Source organism: Fibrisoma montanum (assembly GCF_003583365.1).
Lineage (GTDB): Bacteria > Bacteroidota > Bacteroidia > Cytophagales > Spirosomataceae > Fibrisoma > Fibrisoma montanum.
Genome location: NZ_QXED01000013.1, coordinates 1 through 19568, shown reverse-complemented (window position 1 = coordinate 19568; position 19568 = coordinate 1). Strand labels below are relative to the sequence as shown.

Sequence of the window (19568 nt, the reverse complement as noted above, 5' to 3'; positions counted from 1 at the left end):
AGGAAAGAAGGAAGGGGAGGAAAGGAGAAAAGGGGGCAACTACTATCCCTCTTCTCCCTTCCTCCCCTTCCTCCTTTCCTCCCCTTTCTTCCTTTCCTCCCCTTCCTCCTTTCCTCCCCTTCCTCCTTTCCTCCCTCTTCTACTGCACCATCACGCGGAGAACCGACTTCCGTTGTCCGGCCTGGGCTTTGATCAGATACAGGCCGGCGGGCAGGTTCGGCAGGGCCCAGTCAACCTGCTGTTTGCCGCTGAAGGCGGGTACGTTCTTCTGACTGACACTGCGCCCCGACAGATCGACCATCTGCAATGTAACCGCTGAGCGCCGTGCCTGATTGATCTCTACCTGCACCCGTTCCGACGTTATCGGGTTGGGATACACCCGGATGGCCAGTTCAGTAACCGGCTCAGGGGCCGCTGTCAGCACAAACTGGAATGGATCTGACTGGGGCGACGGACAACCATTCCGGGTTACGATCACATAGTACAGACCGCTGGCAAAAGGCGTCAACGTTGGCAACGTAGCAGCCGGCAGCGGGCGGGCGGCCGAGGTGTCGGTCCGGAAATACCACTGGATACCGGTCGTATCATTAACCGTCAGCGAACTGCCGGTGAGCGTAACCGTTGGTTTTGGCGGTTGCGGAAAAATAGACCGGATCGTCACCGTCGTTGCGGTCGACGGGCAGCGGTTGCTGTCCACGGCCGTGATGGTATATACTCCTTCGGCCAGCCCCGTCTGCGATCCGGTGCGGCTGGCGAGCGTATCCCGCCGTTCGGTCTGCCAGAAGAAGGTGTAGGGCCCCCGGCCACCGGTCGGTGCTACAACCGCTTCGCCATCGCGCCGACCCGGGCAGGTTACGTCTCGTGTTCGGCTGGGCGCGACCGTTACCGGCGATGCATTGCCTACGGTTACGTCGAGCGAGTCGGCGCAACCGGCTTCATCAATGACCCTGAACTTGTATGTACCGGGTCCCAGGCCGGTAAACTGGCTGCTGGCCTGGATCGGCCGTCCGGGCAGATTATATTGTCGGAGCGTACCGGCTCCACCTTCACTGCCCAGAATCACCGAACCGGTCGGGCAGTTACAGCAGGCCGCCGGAACAGTGGCCGCCCGCGCCCGCAGCGACGGAGAACTACTGACCGAGACCGGCGTCGTGGCCGTACAGCCGTTCGCATCCCGGGCCGTTACGGTATAGGAGCCTGCGCCTATATTCCGGAACGTATTCTCACTCTGGAACGTCGGCGCGGTATTGAGCTGATACTGGAACGGAGTGGTTCCGCCCGTGGTCGATACGCTGATCGAACCACTGGTCGTACCGAAGCAGTTGGTCGGAATCGAGGTAGCCCGCACGACGATCGGGGCAGGCTGTTCGATCCGTACGGATGTTCTGGGGCTGATACAGCCGATGGCATCCCGGATGGTGAACTCATAGGTATTAGCCCCCAGGCTGGTAAACGTATTGCTGGTCTGGAAAGCCCCGTTGCCGAGCTGATACTGATACGGGCCGGTTCCGCCCGTAACGGTCAGGCTGACGGTTCCATCGGTGGAGCCTACACAACTGGCCAGCTTTACCCCCGGCTTTACGTCGAAGGGCGCCGGTCCCCCGATAAACGCATTCAGGCTAACCGTACAACCAATCCGGTCCGTTGCCGTAACGAAGTAATTGGTATTGGCTGTCAGGTCGAAAAACACCCCGCTTTCCTGGTAAGGGCCGCCATTGATCTGATAGCGGAATCCCCCGTTTCCGCCGGTAGCTGTACTGACGATCCCCCCGTCTGAACCGCCGGGGCATTTGGCCGCTACGGCCTGCAGGGCCAGGGAAATGGATTCGGGCTGCGAGATCTGTACGTTCGCCTGGGCCGTGCACCCGACGGCATCACGAACAACACCAGGATACACGCCATCGCGCAGGCCCGTAAACGTTGGTGATGCCTGAAACGCGCTGCTGCCCAACTGATACTGGTAGGGTGCGGTGCCTCCGGCGGCTGTCAACACGGCAATACCATTGGCTCCACCGGCGCAGGTCACGGGCGTGGTCGTTGCCGTCACGGTAACCCGGGGATTTACGGTCAGCCGGGCCGGCGATGCATTGGTATTGGCCGTTCCTTCAGGGTTGGTAACCTGAACGGTGTAGTCACCGGCATTGGCCGTTGTTACGTTAGCGAACACCAGTGAGCTGGCGGTTGCTGACGGGATTGGCTGGCCATTGCGAAACCACGCATACGTTACGTTCGTACCGGTTGCAGTTACAGAGAGCGATACAGTGGAGCCCTCGCAGGCAGAAGTAGATCTTGGTGCTACGGTGATTACGGGTGGGACCAATAGGTTGTCGGCAGGGTCGGTGGCAGCCTGTACCGGCTGAAAAGAACCTCCAGAAAACACCCCGATAAGCAGAAAAAAACACACGGACCAACTCCTCGACTGAAAAGAAAAGGGTAAATACTTTCTCATGAATCTGGTGATAAGATATGCAAGCAAAGTTATTGGTTTACATCATGTATGCTATAGCTTCAGGTTACGGCAGCTTTAAATTTTCGTCATACATCTACTTTTATTATTGTATAGCCTGAAAACGCAAAAGGTCTGCATGGTTATGCAGACCTTTTGCGGCATCTCTGGTGAAGAAATTCTAGTAAAAGAGCCCCCAGTCGTCGGGTGCATCGTTATCCTTATCGAAGCTGTTCACCCAATCCACAAACAGGACGCGGAACTGCTCAATTTCGTCGCGCAGCAGGTTCAGATACGCCGGATTAGCCAGTTTCTCGGCCTTGCAGTACGACGTCTGGGCCAGTAGCTCCCGGGCGTGCATCTTGATAATCACCGCGTTTTCCATCCGAAGGGTATACAAATCGCCCCCCTCGGCACCAACGATCTTCGGGGCCAGCATCATGGCGTTTGCCAGCATCTGTTCATGCATCATCAGCACATCGTCTTCCTTGTTGAAGGTATCGACAATGGCCTGAGTCAGCTCCATCAACTCTTTGGCTTTCCGCAGAATAGGCAGATTATTGATCCGCCGGTTTTCGGCCTCCATCTCCCGACGAGCCTCTTCCGGGTCATAGTCCTCATCGAACCCGTCCCAGTCCATGTAACTGTCGTCGTCATCGTCGTCGTCAAAGTTCATCGGCAATTGGTCGAAAGGGGTTTTGGCCTTAAGCAATACAAATCAACACAAACCTTTGGCAAAAACAAACGTTTGACACTGAAAATATGCCGGTTACAAAGCTGATCGTTAGCCGGTCTGCCTTCTTTTTCTCACCTGTTTTCAACTCGCTGATCACAGTTACCAACTGGTTTCCGACCCTGTCCGGACAAACCCTGAGCGTACCTGATCGGGCAACTAAAAACGGTTACCACCGGTTCAGATCAGCCCCTGCAACATAGGTGCTGTAGTGACGCGATCGGTTACAAAAATTGCCCGTCCTGGGCTTCAGATCAAAGGGAGCGACCTGGAAAAACAAGCCATCAACCACTAGTTCGGAGGCCTTTTCGTTACCGTCCTGATATTCCAACTACATAGACGATACAAATTAAATAATTAATAAATAATACAAAATGGTAACCGTTTACTCAATATCCAATTATATTTGGCTACAAGACCCGCCACCGTTCAGGGTAGGCCAGCTTTATCTGTCATGAGAACTTGTACGAACCGACTGCTTACAGCGTTTGTAGCAACCGTAGTAACCTGCCTGACTGCCGTTCAGGCACTGGCTCAGATCGACGTCACGTATCCCACGAACCGGATGGTTGTGCAGCGCGACAACAACAACCAGGCGACCGTTCAGGTGGCGGGTAGTTTTTCGCAGGGCATTGACCGGGTCGAAGCCCGCGTGGTAGCCCGGGCAGCCGGGCAGGGCACCAACACCGACTGGACAGCCATCCAGCTCAACCCGATCAACGGTCAGTTCAATGGCAACCTGGTAATTAAAGGCGGTTGGTATCAGCTCGAAGTGCGCGGCCTGCGCAATGGTCAGGTGGTCGGTACAGACGTAGTTGAGCGGTTTGGCGTCGGCGAGGTGTTTGCCATCCTGGGGCACTCCAACGCACAGGGCAGTAGCTGCTACATCGACGGGGTTGACTATTGCCCCACCCGCGAAGGAGCAAACGACGACCGCGTAACGGTTGTGCCACTGCACACCGACACGCCGGACGGTGCGGCTACTTTCTACCAGTACGAACTCACGGCCGACACGCGCTACCTGCCCGGTCTGGCGTTCGAAAAGATGCTTCAATACAACGGCCCTTCGCCGTTTTCGAAAGTGGCCTGGCTCTGGGGCCGCATGGGGGATGTACTGACCCAGCGCATCAACGTACCCGTACTCATCTACAATGCCGGGTTTGGCGGCTCCAACATGGAGCACGTCTACAAATCGGCCTACGACATTCCGTTTGAACACGGGTTTATCCGGTACGACCTCCGGATGCCGTTTGTGAACATTCGCAACCTGATGAACCTCTACGTACCGTCAACGGGTTTGCGGGCGGTGCTGATTCACCACGGCGAAAACGACCGCGGCAACCCCACCGACCTGATCGTTACGCACCATTTCGGCGTTATCGACAAGACCCGCCAGGAATTTAACCAGCCCAATCTGGGGTTCATCGTCGCCAAGTCGTCGTTTGTGTATGGCCCGTTCGACAACGTCCGGCAGGCGCAGACGCAGGTTATCAACCGGGCCAATTACAATACGTACCCGGGCCCGGACATTGACCAGATCACCTCCCGCGAAGATCGTCCGGACGGTCTGCATTTTTCCCCGGCCGGACAGGCCCGAGCGGGTGAACTCTGGGCCAATGCCATCACCGACGATATACTCCAGCGCATCCAGCCTATTCTGCCGCAGGCACAGCCCATAGCCAGCATCGCGTGTGCGCCAACGGGTAACCAGCTCGTTCTGACCCAGCCCGACGGCTACGAATACTCGTGGAGCAACGGCAGTACCGACCGCAGCCAGACGGTAGGGGCCGGAACGTATTCGGCCCGGCTGCGCAGTCCGCAGAAACGCATTCTGTTTCCGCCGGCGGTAACGGTACCCGCAGAAGTGCGCCCGGCCACGCCGAGTATCAGCACCAGTGGCTCCGAAACATTCTGCAAGGCGGGCAGCGTTACGCTGACATCCAACTACAACGGCCCGAATCTCTGGAGCACCGGGGCCACCACGCAGTCCATCACGATCCCGTCGGCTGGAACCTACACGCTCAAAGCCCGTAATCCGGCATACGGCTGTCTGTCTGATGCTACAACCAGAACGGTGAACACCGGCGGAACGGACCTCGCGCTGTCTCTGCGGGCCAGCCGCCGAACACCCGCCGTCGGCGATACCGTTACGTTTTTCCTGACCGTCCGGAATGAAGGCGGATGCGATGCAGGCAACATAACGGTACAGAACCGGCTGCCGGCCAACCTTGCCTTTGTTTCGTCGGGCAACATGACAGCCGCCAACGGCATAGTCAGTGGCACCATTGCCAGTCTGTCGGCCGGCAATTCGGTTGTTCAGCGCTACGTGGCCCGGCTAACCGCAGCGGGCAACTACGTCAACGCGGCTGAACTGACGGCGTCATCCGGCCCTGATCCCGACAGCCAGCCGAACTCCGGTACCGGGGACGGACAGGACGACGCAGCCTCTACCCAGGTGCGGACCCTCAGCACGGAAACCGCCGGCTCCTTTAATTCGCCTAACCCCAACCAGACCCCGCTCCCGGCCGTGCAGAGTAACCAGCCCGCTCCCGACCCCGCTAAAGCTGATCTGAGCCTGGTGATGCAGGCCAGCCGGCCATCGGTCCGGATTGGGCAGCCCGTTACGTTTACCCTGACCATCCGCAACCGGGGAGGCCAGACGGCCACCAACATCACCGTCCGCGACGAACTACCCGCCGGACTGCAGTTTGCGTCGTCGGCATCGGGGATGATGGCCAATGGTACGGTCGTGACCGGGTCCATCGCACAGCTCGCTGCCGGTCAGGAAGTCAGCCTGTCGTTCGTGGCCAACGTAACCGGAGGCAGTACGCTCGTCAATGCCGCCCAGATCAGCGCAGCCGGGCAACCCGACCCGGACAGTCAGCCCGGCAACGGCACGACCAACGGAGAAGACGACACGGCCCAGGTCAGTCTGCGGGTGAACGGAGCGGCATCGGGCGGGCGGCTGGCAGCTACCGAAAGCACCACGCAACCAGCCACTTCGCCAAAACCGTCGGCCTCCACCCAGCATCGGTTTACGGGCCAGAAGCCAAATAAATAAGCCTGTTTTCCAGAAAAGGATGCATATTGCCAAACAAAGACGGCTGCAAACCGTATATTTGTTCGGCATACAACCTGCATTCCCACTGTACAGGATGACGTATTGTTTAGGCATCAAGGTAGCGTCGGGCTTAGTCGCCATCGCCGACACGCGCCTTACTTCCGGCACCGAGGTGTCCTCAAATCGCAAGATTTCGGTTCATGAAGTCGAAAATCACTCCCTGTTTATTATGACCTCGGGCCTGCGGTCCGTACGCGACAAGGCCATCACGTACTTCCGGGAAGTTATTGCCGAACAGGACCGCTCGTTCAATAAGCTGTATAAAGCCGTTAATGCCTTTGGTGAGCAGGTCAAGCGGGTAGCGCAGGAAGATAAAGAATCGCTTACTGCCAGCGGGCTCAATTTCAACCTGAACGCCATCGTTGGCGGGCAGCTCGAAGACGACACCGAACACAAGCTGTATCTGCTGTATCCGGAAGGCAACTGGGTAGAGGTAGACCATGGGGCACCGTTCAAGATAATCGGCAACTCAGGCTACGGTAAACCCCTGCTTTTCAGAAACCTATCGTACGAAACCAGTTTGCAGGAAGCGCTTAAAATCGGGTTTCTGGCCTTCGATGCTACCCGGGTTAGTGCCAACGACGTGGACTACCCGCTCGACGTGGTTGTCTACCCGAAAAACAGCTTCCACATGACCGAGTACCGGCTGGAAAAAGACGACATGGACGAAGTATCGCACCAGTGGAGCGCCCTGCTGAGTAACTCCGTTCGGAAACTTCCGACGTACTGGATGGACCCAATCTTCGAGAAAATGCGTTCGGTCAAGGAGTAACGTCTGCTTTCTCAGGCAATTCATATGCAACTCTACGTTCGGCATACTTCTGACTATACCTACGACCAGGCGGTTGTATTGAAGCCTCATACCCTGTATCTCTACCCACGCCCCTACCCACACCAGCGGCTGCTGCGCTACGATCTGACGATCGATCCGGCTCCTACGCAGATCGTGCGAAACGTAGACGTGGAAAGTAATGTGCAGCAGGTCGTTTATTTTGCGGGCCAGACCCGGCAGCTGCACGTAACGATGGAGCTGGAGATCGAATCGAACGAATTCAACTCGCTCAACTTCATCTTTTATCCCTACGAAGCCAACAAGCTGCCGTTTGTCTATCCTGAATCCATTCGGGAATTGCTGTCGCCCTACCTAAGCGGCACCAATCCCAGTTCGATGGTCAATGAGTGGGCGCGGAGTCTGGTTGAGGAAGCCAACGGCGATACCGTCGACTTCCTGCTGCGGCTGAACCGGAGCATCCGCCAGTTCCGCTACGAAGTCCGTCCCGAGGGGCCACCGTTTGCGCCCGAACAAACCCTTATTGACCGGGCCGGGTCCTGCCGGGATTATACAACGCTGTTCATGGCGGCCTGCCGAAGTCTGGGGATTGCCGCCCGGTTCGTGAGCGGCTATCTGTCGGGCAATCCGCAGCAGGAACACCAGCTTCATGCCTGGGCCGAAGTGTACCTGCCGGGAGCCGGCTGGCGGGGTTTTGACCCAACCGAAAATGAAGTGATCAGCAACCGGCATATTTTTCTGACCTCAACCGCCAGGCCCGAACTGGCCGCACCCATCAGCGGCACGTTTACGGGGCAGGCGCAGTCTACCTTCCGGGCCGAGTTATTTATCAATAACGGACAGGTGCCTAACTTAAGCCACTAAACGTAGCTACGTTTTTGTTTATATACCGGCGGGGGCTGCGTTTAACCTACTGCGGCCGTCGGCATCTTTTTTCTGAATGGTCTACTGTCGACTGACAACAGACACCTATCTTTGCAGGCTAACATCTGGTACACTTTCTGAACCCATCAGCGTGGCATTAATTAAGTCTATTTCCGGGATTCGAGGAACGATTGGAGGGCGCAGCGGAGAAGCATTGACGCCCTTGGATGCGGTCAAATTTACGGCGGCTTTCGGGCAATGGCTCCGGCAGCGAAACGCCCAGAGTAAAACGGTTGTGATCGGCCGCGACGGACGGTTGTCGGGCGATATGATTTCCCGGCTCGTGTCGGCTACGCTGCAGGGGCTTGGCTTTGACGTGATTGACCTGGGCCTGTCGACAACCCCCACGGTCGAACTGGCCGTTCCGGGCGAAGGGGCTGCGGGGGGGATCATCCTGACCGCCAGCCATAACCCTATTCAATGGAACGCGCTCAAACTGCTGAATGAACAGGGTGAGTTTATTTCGGCCGACGACGGGGCCGAACTGCTGGCTATTGCCGAAGCCGAGTCATTTGAGTTTGCGGAAGTCCGGAAGCTGGGGAGTTACCGGCAGGATACAACCTGGCTTCAAAAGCACATTGACCAGATTCTGGCCCTGCCGCTGGTAGACCGCAACGCCATTGCCGCGCGTAACTTCCGGGTGGTAGTTGATGCGGTCAACTCCACGGGCGGTCTGGCCGTACCGATGCTGCTGGAAGCCCTCGGCGTTGAGCAGATTACGAAACTGCACTGCGAACCAACCGGGCAGTTTGCCCACAATCCGGAACCCCTCCCCGAAAACCTCCGCGACATCATCAAGGAGATTGAAAAAGGAGGTTTCGATCTGGGTATTGTTGTCGACCCCGACGTCGATCGGCTGGCCCTGATCTGCGAAGACGGATCTCCGTTCGGTGAGGAATATACGTTAGTCGGCGTAGCTGACTACGTACTTCGTAATCGGCCGCAGGGCAGTCAGCCGGGCAACACCGTATCGAATCTGTCCTCAACGGTGGCCCTGCGTGACGTCACCCAGAAATACGGCGGCAAGCACTCTGCGTCGGCAGTGGGCGAAGTGAACGTGGTGGAAATGATGAAGGAACAGCAGGCGGTGATCGGTGGCGAAGGCAACGGTGGTATCATCTATCCCGAATTGCACTACGGCCGCGACGCCCTGGTCGGTATTGCGTTGTTTCTGAGCCACCTGGCCCGCTTCGGCAAGTCGGCCTCGATGCTGCGCCGGACGTATCCGAACTACTATATCTCGAAAAATAAGATTGAACTGACCCCCGACATCAACGTGGATACCGTGCTGGAACGGATTCAGGCGCGGTATGCCCGCAACCCGATCAATACCATCGACGGCGTCAAGATCGAGTTCGATAAGGAGTGGGTGCATCTGCGTAAGTCCAATACCGAGCCGATCATCCGGATCTATTCCGAGTCGGATACGCTGGCTACAGCCGAGCACCTGGCCGGTAAGATCATCGCTGACATCAAGGAAGTCATCTCCGAAAATCGGTAAAAGTCTCCCGGCATTTCGATTCATCAGGGCCAGTTCATACGTATGAACTGGCTTTTTTTGTTCAGCAGCGTTGAGGCCGACGGTGTTACCGTTTCCTCAAAGCTTTCCGAGTGCAGCGCCAGAAACCCGTATCTTCCTTTACCCATCAGGCGCTCAGGCCATTCGGAATCCATGCTCCAGCAACTTCTCGACGTACTGAAACGAGTGTTCACAGTCCTTGTGCTGCTCCTGCAAATAGCGGTTGTGGGGGGGATTCTGTGGTTTTTGTGGCCTGTTTATGAAGAAGCCGCCCTGCAACGCCGTTTCGATCAGGAAGGCCGGATTGTTCGGGTCCGGATCGACGAGGTCAATTTTGAACAGCGCACCTGGCTGGATGCCTTTCAGAACGCGGTCTACATTACGTTCCGGCATGGCGCCCGGCCGTACACCACCCGTTTTCTGACCGACACAGTCGCTGTCGACAAAGGGCAGACGGTGAACGTAGTATACCATCCTTCGCTGGATGCCTTTCGCCAACCCGCCTTGAGCCGGCCCAGTGCCCAGCTTACCGTATCCCGCCTGGTCAGGTGGACAATTGCCGACGACCTGAGCGGTGCAAACAAACTCCTGAGCGTTCTGGTGGTATTGGCTGTTGTCTTGTTTTTTCTGGTGTCGGGGTTGATTAACTACCTCATTCCCGTCCCTACTCTCCAATGGCTCAGCAAACTGGTACTCTTTGCCACGCTTTTTGGCGTAGCCGCGTTTATCACGTACGATGCGGCCGGTCGGTACCAATACTGGAATCGGCTGCGAGCCACCAGCCAACCCGACGAAGCGATTGTACTCAGTACCAACAAAACGCACTCGACCAGTCGACGGAACCGGTCATTCAGCACCTACGCCTACCAGGCTACCGTCCAGTTCCGGCAGCAGAAGCGGGAGATCGCGATCACCGAAGCGGAGTATGGCACACGAACGAAAGGAGATCGTTTACAAGTACTGTACTCCAGCGCCCTGAATGACCTGATGTCGGTCCATTACGTACTGCCTCCTGAGGTCTACATCATTCCACTGCTCTTCTGGGGGATACTTCTGCTTGGCGTCTGGCTTACCCTGAACCCGCGAAAACGGAAACGGGTATCTGCAGCCCGAGTACCTTTTAACAAACATTAACTTGGAGAGGTCAGTAAGGTATTTTCATATTTACGGTAGAGATCTTATATCTCGTACTCATGAAACACCTATCCATCTTTATGCTTATAGTTGCTACAACCAGTACAGTAGCATGCGGACAATATTCTCAACGGTTTATTGGTGGATACACAGTATTCAGTATACCGTTTGAAGACGATTCTATCACATTTGCAGTAGTAGCTAAACAGGGAGAACTGACTAAACCCAAACCTATCTTTCTCTTCCGACAAGGTTCTCTACCTATTCCACTCTTCACAACTAATCCCGGAAGCAATCGGCCCTCACTCACCGAACTACCTATCACCTGCTATGATCATGAACAGGATTTTTATTCCATCATGATTGCGAAGCCCGGTGTTCCATTAATCTCTAATGCTGCATATCTGGATACATTGTTTAGTACGCGAAGTCGTCCAAAACCGTCCATGTACCCAGCTGTTTATCAAACCCACAATTACCTCGATTATTACGTTCGGCAAACCAATGTTGTGCTTAGCTTTGTCCTAAGCCAACCGTGGGCCGATGTCAAACGAGTGGTTGTAGCAGGTGGCTCGGAAGGTTATTTTGTGGCCATTAAGACGGCTTATACTAATCCCAAAGTCACCCACCTGATCGTTTCGTCGGGTTTTCTGGACGGCCGGCAGCAAGGCCTTATTCGGCAGGAGCGGTTCAGAGGCCTAACTGGTGAGATTAGTCAGGAAGATGCACAACGCAACGTAGAAGCTCGGCAAAACCAGTGGCTTGAAATATGTCGAGATTCACTGAGCTCTTCAGCCAAAGTAGGTGACCCACCCCGCACAACGTATTCATTTTCTCATCCTTATAATAAAGACTATCTGCTGTCGCTAAGTATCCCAATTCTCGTTATTTATGGCACGGCCGATATAGCCGCTACGTCAAACGACATATTACCTCTTGAGTTTGCACGGCGCGGTAAAACAAACCTTACTCTGAAAGCGTATCCCGACCATGACCACACCTACCATAAACTCGTTTACGGGGCTGACCGTAAGGTTATTAACAAAATTTATAATGGAGTAACGGTCGAGAAAGAATATTTTCAGTGGCTTCAAACTCATTAGAACTGCTACGTAGTGCTCCTTTCTTAGCCATATCAGGATACTTCTTCTCATAACGTACCAAATTGCACGAAAAGAAGACGTTATTCGTAATATTTATTGAATCAACCGCATGACTCGCTCCTTTTTCACCTTCTGCCTGCTCGCTGTTCTGCTACCCTGCTTCGTATCCGCTCAATCAACCGCGTCGAAAGCGACCTCCGGCAACCCTATTTTTCCCGGCTGGTACGCCGATCCGGAAGGCACCATCTTCAACAAAACGTACTGGGTGTATCCAACCTACTCGGCACCGTATAACCAGCAGGTGTTTATGGACGCGTTTTCGTCGCCCGACCTGATTAACTGGACCAAACACCAACGTATTATCGATACGTCGGCGGTGAAGTGGGCCAAACGCGCCATGTGGGCACCGGCCGCATTGGAAAAAGGCGGTAAGTATTACCTTTTCTTCGGTGCCAACGACATCCAGAACAACAACGAAGCCGGTGGTATTGGGGTCGCCGTGGCCAACAACCCCGCCGGACCGTTCAAAGATCTGCTGGGCAAACCTCTCATCGGCCAGTTTCACAACGGCGCGCAACCCATTGATCAGTTTGTATTTCACGACAAAGACGGGCAGTATTACCTCATCTACGGTGGCTGGCGGCACTGCAACATCGCCCGGCTGAAAGACGACTTTACGGGTGTCGTGCCGTTTCCGGATGGTACCACGTTCAAGGAAATCACCCCACAGGGCTATGTGGAAGGTCCGATTATGTTCATCCGGAACGGCAAGTATTATTTCATGTGGTCGGAAGGCGGCTGGACCGGCCCCAATTATTCAGTGGCTTATGCGGTGGCTGACTCTCCCTTCGGCCCTTTTGAGCGTGTAGGGAAGATTCTGCAGCAGGACCCCACCGTAGCGACCGGGGCAGGACACCACTCGGTGATACAGGTTCCGGGCACCGACGAGTGGTACATAGTTTACCACCGTCGCCCGCTGACGGAAACCGACGGTAATCACCGGGAAACCTGCATCGAACGTATGTATTTTGACGAGAACGGCGCTATCAAACCCGTTAAACTGACCGTAGAAGGGGTGAAAAGACGCCCCCTGAAGTAACTACTCCGACCAGACCGCCAGTTCGTTGCCGTTCGGGTCGGTGAAGTGAAACCGCCGGCCACCGGGAAAGGAAAAAATCGCTTTGGTGATGGCTCCGCCCGCAGCCCGTACGGCCGATTCAACGGCTTCAAGGTCGGTTGCGTACATGACAACCAATGGCTGTGCGGCCCGCAGCCCGTCTGCCTGGTAGAAACCACCGGTCATGCGGCCGTCGGAAAAGCTGGTGTACTCCGGCCCATACTCTTCAAACTGCCAGCCGAAAACCGTCTGGTAGAAACGCTGGGTGGCGGGTAGGTCAGCCGCCGGAAATTCAATGTAGTCAATACGAAGGTTCTGTTCGGTTGCGTTCATGGCTGCGTTGATTTGTCCCGGCAAAGATGCATTACCGACCCGCCAACTCGTTTGTAAAAATGCGACACCGCTTAAAATTGCCTGATTAGGGCTACCCCTCCCCCCAGTACGTACTGGGCGTAATACCTGCAAACGCCCTGAATTCTTTCGTCAGGTGCGCGTGATCGGTGTAGCCGTTATCGAAAGCCAGCCCCATGAGCGAATCGGCCGGCTGAGTTCGCAGGAGAGCCTGCATCCGCCGAAAACGCAGGATTCGGGCCAGCAGCTTGGGTGAAACCCCGACGTACTGCTGAAACTGCCGCTCCAGTTGTCGGCGGCTGATTCCGCCCTGATCGGCCAGCCGTTCAATGGAAAACTGGCCGTGCTGGCCTTCCAGGTGCCGGACGCTGGCCAGCACGGAGGGCGGGGGAAGCTGTCCGGCAGACAATCGTTTCAGCAGCGCCCGATCCAGTCGGTCAATACGCACGGCCCACGCATCGGTATCGCCAAGTGCAGAAAAAACCGAATCGCCTAACTGCTTCTGCACACCGGCCAGTTCGACCAGCCCATCCGTGAAGAGGTGCAGGGGCGTCTGCACAAAGGGAAACAGACCGCCGGGCCTGAAACGAACCCCCAGTACGTCAGCTTCCGGCGCTACCGAACTCAGCACGGCCCGGGTCATGGTACCAACCAGCAACGCCCCATCCGAAACGGCCGCCTTGCTACCAAATACGTAGAGGATATCCGTGCAGCCATCGGGGAGGATTCGGGCGGCTTGCGCCACCGGCCGCCCCCGCCGAATCCAGTAGCATTCAACGTAGGGCTGCAGCGGCATGGCCGGTAATACTTCAGAGTAGTTCATTGTCGGGAGGTCGCCAGTACATCCGCTAAAATAACAGGTTTTCAGGCACGTACGAAACGGCCGCTTTCTCAAATGCCCGACCGTTTCCTCAATTGGCCGACCGTTGTGTTTGCCGGATTTTGTATACTCCGACCAACCGATCATCCAACGTCCCGACACCATGCTCCTGACCCGTTTTTCCGATTCTAAACCCCGATACCATTCCGGCCGGCTGCGTGGCCGGATGGCGGTGCTCCTGTTTCTGCTGCTGCCTGCGCTGCCCGGCTGCATGACCACGCGCGTGGTTACCGAAACCGACTGCGACACCCCCGCCAACGTTACGTACACCGATACGGTCGTGACGGCTTATTTCTGGGGGCTGAAACAACCGGCCGACATCCATCCGCCCTGCGATAAACGGTTCAACCACCTCAACGGCGTAACGGTCAGATCGTCGTTTGGTCACTACGTACTCACGACCCTTACGCTCGGCATCGTTACCAAACGACGCGTTCGGTGGTGCTGCGCACCCTACGTTCCGGCTCCTCAGCCAATAGGTTCCCGCTAAGTGTTTCCTAACCCTCCTCCCCCCCTTTCCCATGAGCCTGCCAAACGGACTTGAACGCCTGTCGGTGACGGAACTCACCAACCGGCACCAGAACTTTACGCAGCCCCTGACGCCGGGCGCGTCCTTCAAACTACGTATCCCGACCGTATCGGGGAGTCAGGCGCAATATCGCCAGACAACGGCCAACTTTCAGTGGCTGATTCAGCACGCCATCAGCCATAACCTGCGCCTGCGGGCAATCGGCAAAAACTGGTCGTTCACGAAGGTAGGGGTTACCAACGGTGGACTGATCGACGCCAATGCCCTGATGCAGACCTTCCCGCTGGGCAACTCGATGGTCGCCCCGGCGTACCTGAACGCCGGGCATTCGGCCGGCGACCTGTTCTTCACCGAATGCGGCACGACCATCCACATCATCGAAGAAATGCTGGAAGCCAACGGCAAATCGATGCGGGCGTCGGGAGCCAGCAACGGCCAGACCATCGCCGGGGCCTTTTCGACCGGTACCCATGGCGCAGCCTTTAACCTGGGGGCGGTGCACGACACGGTCGTCGGCCTGCACCTGGTTACGGGTGCCGACCGCCACGTATGGCTCGAACGGGCGTCGTTTCCGGTAGCTTCCCCGGCGTTTACCGACTGGCTTGGCGTGACCGACGTCTTGCGCGACGACGATCTGTTCAACGCGGCCGTAGTCAGTTTCGGCAGTTTTGGGTTTATTCATGGCGTCATGCTCCAGACCGAGCCGCTGTTCTGGCTGAAAGCTTATAGCAACGACCGGGTTGTTTACAACGACGACCTGAAACGAGCCATGACCCAGCTCGATTTTTCGGGTTTACAAACGGCACTCCGACTACCTACGCAACCGGACGGGGGTGAGCCGTATCATTTCCAGATGATTGTCAATCCGCACCAGTTCGACGTAACGGGGACCAACCCGGCACACGGGGCGTTTATCCGCATCCTGAACAAACATACCGTCAAGCCGGCCGGGGCCGTGCCGCCCCCGCCAAAGCCGGGATTCGTTTACGGCGACGATACGATGGGCCTGATCCAGACGCTGCTCGACAAGCTGAGGCCGTTCTCGGCCAGGCTGGTACCGGCTATGGTCAACGCATTGTATCCGCAGGCGCTGGAGAATACCGACGGCTGGGTCGGTACCATGGCCGATTTTTTTGGCTACACCAACATCCGGGGCAAGGCCTCCAGCGCGGCCATTGGGATCGACGCCACCGACAGCCCCCGGGTGCTGGAGGAGATTATCGAACTCAACAAACAATCGGCGTTTCCGGGCGTACTTGGCTTGCGGTGGGTGAGGCAGACACCCGCTACGTTGGGATTTACGCGCTTTCCCGTAACGTGCGTGCTGGAACTGGACGGCATCGAATCAACCCCAACCCGGCAGTTCCTGCAGAAAACCTGGAATCGCCTGGAAACGCTCGGCATTCCGTACACCCTGCACTGGGGTAAAGTCAACTTCAACCTGGATGCCCAACGGGTGCGGAACATGTACGGCGACGCCAGCGTGGATGCGTGGTTGCTGGCCCGGAACCAACTGCTCGACAACGACACCCGGAAGGTGTTTACCAACGAGTTTATGGAGCGCTGCGGGCTGGATAAGGCCGTTGTGCTCAATGAGCCAATTGTCTGACCCTATTTTTGGGGTAACCGAAGCGTCATGTCAAGAAAGCATCTACTTTAGCGGACGCAAAACCAAAACAGACATGGCGACAAAAATTCAGATACACCATCCCGACGTAAAAGAAGGCTTTTCAACCGGCGCGTATTCGTCCGGCGTACTCATCGACGGCTGGCTGTACGTATCCGGTCAGGGTCCGGTCGATTACGCCAAGGGCGAATTCGTGCTGGGCACCATCGAGTCCGAAACCCACCTGACTCTGCAAAACGTCGGGCGAATTCTGGAAGCGGCCGGCTGTACGTTCGACGACGTTGTGAAGAGCACCGTTCACCTGGCCGATATCAACGATTTCGCGGTTTATAACCAAATCTACGCCAGCTACTTCCCCGGAATCAAACCGGCCCGGACAACTGTGCAGTCGGTGCTGGGTAATGGCATCAAGGTAGAGATCGACGTAGTCGCCAAATTACCGTAGCCGTTGCTATGTTCCTGATTGATGCTCACCTCGACATGGCGCTCAACGCCATCGAATGGAACCGCGATTACCGGCAGCCGGTCAGTGCCATCCGGGCATCGGAAGCGGGGATGACGGACAGGATCGACCGGGCGAAGGGCACCGTATCACTGCCGGAACTCCGCCGGGGCAACATCGGGCTGGTGGTAGCTACGCAGATCGCCCGGTTTAATCAACCTACCGGATCAGGCGGCATTTTACCCGGTGCCGGCTGGAACTCCCCGCATCAGGCCTGGGCCATGACCCAGGCCCAGCGGGCGTGGTACGAAGCCATGACCCAACCCGGGCCGGATGGCGTTGCCGAGCTGGTGCAGATCACCGACCGGGCATCGCTCGACCGGCACGTAGCGCTCTGGCTCGACGACAGCCTGCCGAATGAAACTAAACCGGTGGGGTACATTCTCAGTCTCGAAGGGGCCGACTCGCTGGTCGATCTGTCGTATCTGGAAACCGCCTACGCCTACGGGCTCAGGGCCACCGGACCGGCTCATTACAGCACCGGCCGCTACGCTCCGGGCACGGGGTTGGCGGGGCCGCTGACCGCCCTGGGCCGCGACCTGCTGCGCGAAATGGACCGGCTGAATCTGATTCTGGACGTAACGCACCTAACCGACGAGGGGTTTACCGAAGCGATGGACTCGTACCAGGGACCGGTATGGGCCAGTCACCACAATTGCCGGGCGCTGGTACCGCACCAGCGCCAGCTTGCTGACGACCAGATCAAACGTCTGATTGAGCGGGGGTCGGTGATCGGCGGGTGCTTCGACGCGTGGATGCTGAAACCGGGCTTTACGCAGCGGAAAAGCAATCCGGCCGATTTTGGCATTACCCTCGACACGGTAATCGACCACTTCGACCACATCTGCCAGATGGCGGGCAACTCCCTGCATTGTGCCATCGGCTCCGATCTCGACGGTACGTTTGGCCGCGAGCAGTCACCGACCGATCTGGATACCATCAGCGATTTGCAGAACCTTCAGGGGCTGCTGACCAGACGAGGGTATTCGGCCGGGGACATCGAGAATATTTTCTTTAAAAACTGGCTGCGTTTCCTGCAAAACGCGTGGAAAACGTAGCGGTCCGTCGTCGGGGGTGGGCTGTACGCTAAATCTACCGTGCCGTTGCTCTTCTTTGTCAACATTCATTCAGCCGCCCGGTTGACAAGGCATTTGAGCAACCTGATCATGACTTCCGACATTTCCGTGCTGATTGTGACCCGTAACCGGGTTGACACATTACTCTGGACCCTGGGGCATCTGGCACAGTTACCCGAAAAGCCGCCCATCATCGTTGTCGACAATGCCTCTACCGACGGGACGCCGGAGCGCGTTCGGGCCGCGTTCCCGGCCGTGAACGTAGTGGCACTGCCCACTAACCAGGGTTTGAACGCCCGAAACATCGGCGTTCAGGCGGCCCGAACACCCCTGGTTGCGTTCTGCGACGATGATTCGTTCTGGGAGCCCGGCGCCTTGACCAAAGCTGTGCAGTACTTCCGGCAATACACCCATCTGGGCGTTCTGGCGGGTAAAGTGCTGCTGGGCGACGACAACCGCCTGGAACCGGTCTGCGAAGCCATGCGCAACAGCCCCCTCAGCAGTCAGTTACCACTGCCGGGTCCGGCTATTCTGGGCTTCGTGTGCTGTGCGGTCGTCATCCGCCGACAGGCGTTTCTGGCGATGGGCGGTTTCAATCAGCAGTTTGCCATCGCGGGCGAAGAACGTCTTTTCTCGGTGGATATGCTGGCCAGCGGATGGAGTTTATCCTACGCCGACGATATGGTGTGCCACCATTACCCCTCGCCCGTTCGGGACTGTTCGCACCGCATCCAGCTCCTGACCCGCGACACGCTCTGGTACTACTGGCTTCGCCGGCCGTGGTACTACGCCCTTCGGCATACGCTGCACATTTACCAGCGAAGTCGTTCCGACGAGAACGTCCGCAAGGGCTATCAGGAAGCCGTACGCGTGTTGCTGTTGCTGCTCTCCAAACGCCGGGTAGTGCCGGTCCACGTAGAACGGCAGATTCTGAAAATTGAAAGTTTTTACTGACACCCCGGCCTACGACGGTTGTACCTGCGCGGCCGCGGCTTCGTCGACGAACCAGTACAGTTCGCCGTCGGTTGGCCGGATCACCTGCGACGGGTACACATCGGGGCGGTAATCGCCGTTGATCACTTCGTTGAGGGGGGCCGCTTTTTTGGGTCCAGCCACCAAAAACGCCACGGCAGCGGCCTTGTTCACCACCGGCGCGGTCAGCGTCAGGCGGTACATATTCTGCGCTTTCAGAAAATACGCGTTTGTCCAGGCCTTGTCTTCGTGGACGACCTCCGTACCGGGGAAAAGCGAAAGCGTATGACCATCATCGCCCATGCCGAGCATCACCAGATCGAACGTCCGGTTGTAGCCATCAAAGTAAGTATGCAGGATGTTAGCATATCGGTCGGCCGCTACGTCGGGTTCCTGATTGGTGGGCCAGACAAACACCTGCGTCGGTTCGACCGGTACATGATTCAGCAGGGTCTGGTACGCCATGCGGGCGTTGCTGCGGTCGTCGTCGAGGGGCACGTACCGTTCATCCCCCCAGAAGATATGCAGTTTATCCCAGGGAATCACTTCCCGGTACGGCAATTCGGCCAGGAGTTTGAACAGGGCTTCGGGCGTGCTGCCACCCGACAGGGCAATGGTGAACCGCTCCTGACGCTGCAACACGTCATTGATGTACGTAACGAGCCAGTCGGCTACGGCCCGAGCGAGTTCGTCGGAGTCTTTTTTGATGATTAACTGCATAGGGGCAGGGGGTTGGGGGCGTGG

General features: G+C 56.9%; 17 protein-coding genes. 12 read left to right on the top strand and 5 right to left on the bottom strand.

The annotated features are described in order from the left end of the window. Positions 1 to 139 precede the first annotated feature (139 nt). A complete protein-coding gene (locus DYU11_RS29390) occupies positions 140 to 2449 on the bottom strand; it encodes a T9SS type A sorting domain-containing protein (protein WP_119671320.1) in 2310 nt (769 codons plus the stop codon). Positions 2450 to 2627: 178 nt separating this feature from the next. Next, the gene (locus tag DYU11_RS29385) at positions 2628 to 3122 is read right to left on the bottom strand and encodes a hypothetical protein (RefSeq protein ID WP_119671319.1); all 495 of its coding nucleotides are present in this window, start codon (positions 3120 to 3122) and stop codon (positions 2628 to 2630) included. A gap of 511 nt (positions 3123 to 3633) precedes the next feature. Between DYU11_RS29385 and DYU11_RS29380 the strand changes: the two genes are divergently transcribed. The 7 genes from DYU11_RS29380 (at position 3634) to DYU11_RS29350 (ending at position 12869) form a co-directional block, all read left to right on the top strand. Beyond that, the gene (locus DYU11_RS29380) at positions 3634 to 6240 is read left to right on the top strand and encodes a DUF11 domain-containing protein (protein ID WP_119671318.1); all 2607 of its coding nucleotides are present in this window, start codon (positions 3634 to 3636) and stop codon (positions 6238 to 6240) included. 94 nt (positions 6241 to 6334) lie between these two features. Continuing rightward, positions 6335 to 7072 (top strand): proteasome-type protease, encoded by a 738-nt coding sequence (locus DYU11_RS29375; protein ID WP_119671317.1) that lies wholly within the window; start codon positions 6335 to 6337, stop codon positions 7070 to 7072. A 24-nt stretch (positions 7073 to 7096) separates the two neighbouring features. Beyond that, positions 7097 to 7954, top strand: coding sequence for a transglutaminase family protein (locus tag DYU11_RS29370; RefSeq protein WP_119671316.1), 858 nt, complete (start codon positions 7097 to 7099; stop codon positions 7952 to 7954). A gap of 151 nt (positions 7955 to 8105) precedes the next feature. Further along, entirely contained in the window at positions 8106 to 9515 is a 1410-nt protein-coding gene (gene glmM, locus DYU11_RS29365) for a phosphoglucosamine mutase (protein ID WP_119671315.1), read from the top strand. A 42-nt stretch (positions 9516 to 9557) separates the two neighbouring features. Beyond that, complete coding sequence (locus tag DYU11_RS29360; RefSeq protein WP_158600389.1) at positions 9558 to 10667, top strand: hypothetical protein; 1110 nt, start codon at positions 9558 to 9560, stop codon at positions 10665 to 10667. 59 nt (positions 10668 to 10726) lie between these two features. Further along, on the top strand, positions 10727 to 11770 hold the full coding sequence (locus DYU11_RS33090; RefSeq protein ID WP_147368070.1) for an alpha/beta fold hydrolase: 1044 nt from the start codon (positions 10727 to 10729) through the stop codon (positions 11768 to 11770). Between the two features lie 109 nt (positions 11771 to 11879). Beyond that, positions 11880 to 12869, top strand: coding sequence for a glycoside hydrolase family 43 protein (locus DYU11_RS29350; RefSeq protein WP_119671312.1), 990 nt, complete (start codon positions 11880 to 11882; stop codon positions 12867 to 12869). On the opposite strand, the gene DYU11_RS29345 is transcribed toward DYU11_RS29350, so the two are convergent. Together DYU11_RS29345 and DYU11_RS29340 are read right to left on the bottom strand one after the other, a co-directional pair. After that, complete coding sequence (locus DYU11_RS29345) at positions 12870 to 13220, bottom strand: VOC family protein (RefSeq protein WP_119671311.1); 351 nt, start codon at positions 13218 to 13220, stop codon at positions 12870 to 12872. A 91-nt stretch (positions 13221 to 13311) separates the two neighbouring features. Beyond that, positions 13312 to 14061 (bottom strand): AraC family transcriptional regulator, encoded by a 750-nt coding sequence (locus DYU11_RS29340; protein ID WP_158600388.1) that lies wholly within the window; start codon positions 14059 to 14061, stop codon positions 13312 to 13314. Between the two features lie 160 nt (positions 14062 to 14221). On the opposite strand from DYU11_RS29340, the gene DYU11_RS29335 reads away from it, so the two are divergent. The 5 genes from DYU11_RS29335 to DYU11_RS29315 all read left to right on the top strand — a co-directional run bounded on the left by DYU11_RS29335 (position 14222) and on the right by DYU11_RS29315 (position 18806). Beyond that, positions 14222 to 14608: a hypothetical protein gene (locus DYU11_RS29335; RefSeq protein WP_158600387.1), complete on the top strand. Its 387-nt coding sequence runs from the start codon at positions 14222 to 14224 to the stop codon at positions 14606 to 14608. A 31-nt stretch (positions 14609 to 14639) separates the two neighbouring features. Further along, on the top strand, positions 14640 to 16256 hold the full coding sequence (locus tag DYU11_RS29330; RefSeq protein WP_119671308.1) for an FAD-binding protein: 1617 nt from the start codon (positions 14640 to 14642) through the stop codon (positions 16254 to 16256). A 73-nt stretch (positions 16257 to 16329) separates the two neighbouring features. Continuing rightward, complete coding sequence (locus DYU11_RS29325; protein WP_119671307.1) at positions 16330 to 16719, top strand: RidA family protein; 390 nt, start codon at positions 16330 to 16332, stop codon at positions 16717 to 16719. Positions 16720 to 16727: 8 nt separating this feature from the next. After that, on the top strand, positions 16728 to 17834 hold the full coding sequence (locus DYU11_RS29320; protein WP_119671306.1) for a dipeptidase: 1107 nt from the start codon (positions 16728 to 16730) through the stop codon (positions 17832 to 17834). Positions 17835 to 17942: 108 nt separating this feature from the next. Continuing rightward, complete coding sequence (locus DYU11_RS29315) at positions 17943 to 18806, top strand: glycosyltransferase family 2 protein (RefSeq protein WP_119671407.1); 864 nt, start codon at positions 17943 to 17945, stop codon at positions 18804 to 18806. 9 nt (positions 18807 to 18815) lie between these two features. Here DYU11_RS29315 and pgl read toward each other — a convergent pair whose 3' ends face one another. Further along, a complete protein-coding gene (gene pgl / locus DYU11_RS29310; RefSeq protein WP_119671305.1) occupies positions 18816 to 19544 on the bottom strand; it encodes a 6-phosphogluconolactonase in 729 nt (242 codons plus the stop codon). Between the last annotated feature and the right edge of the window lie 24 nt (positions 19545 to 19568).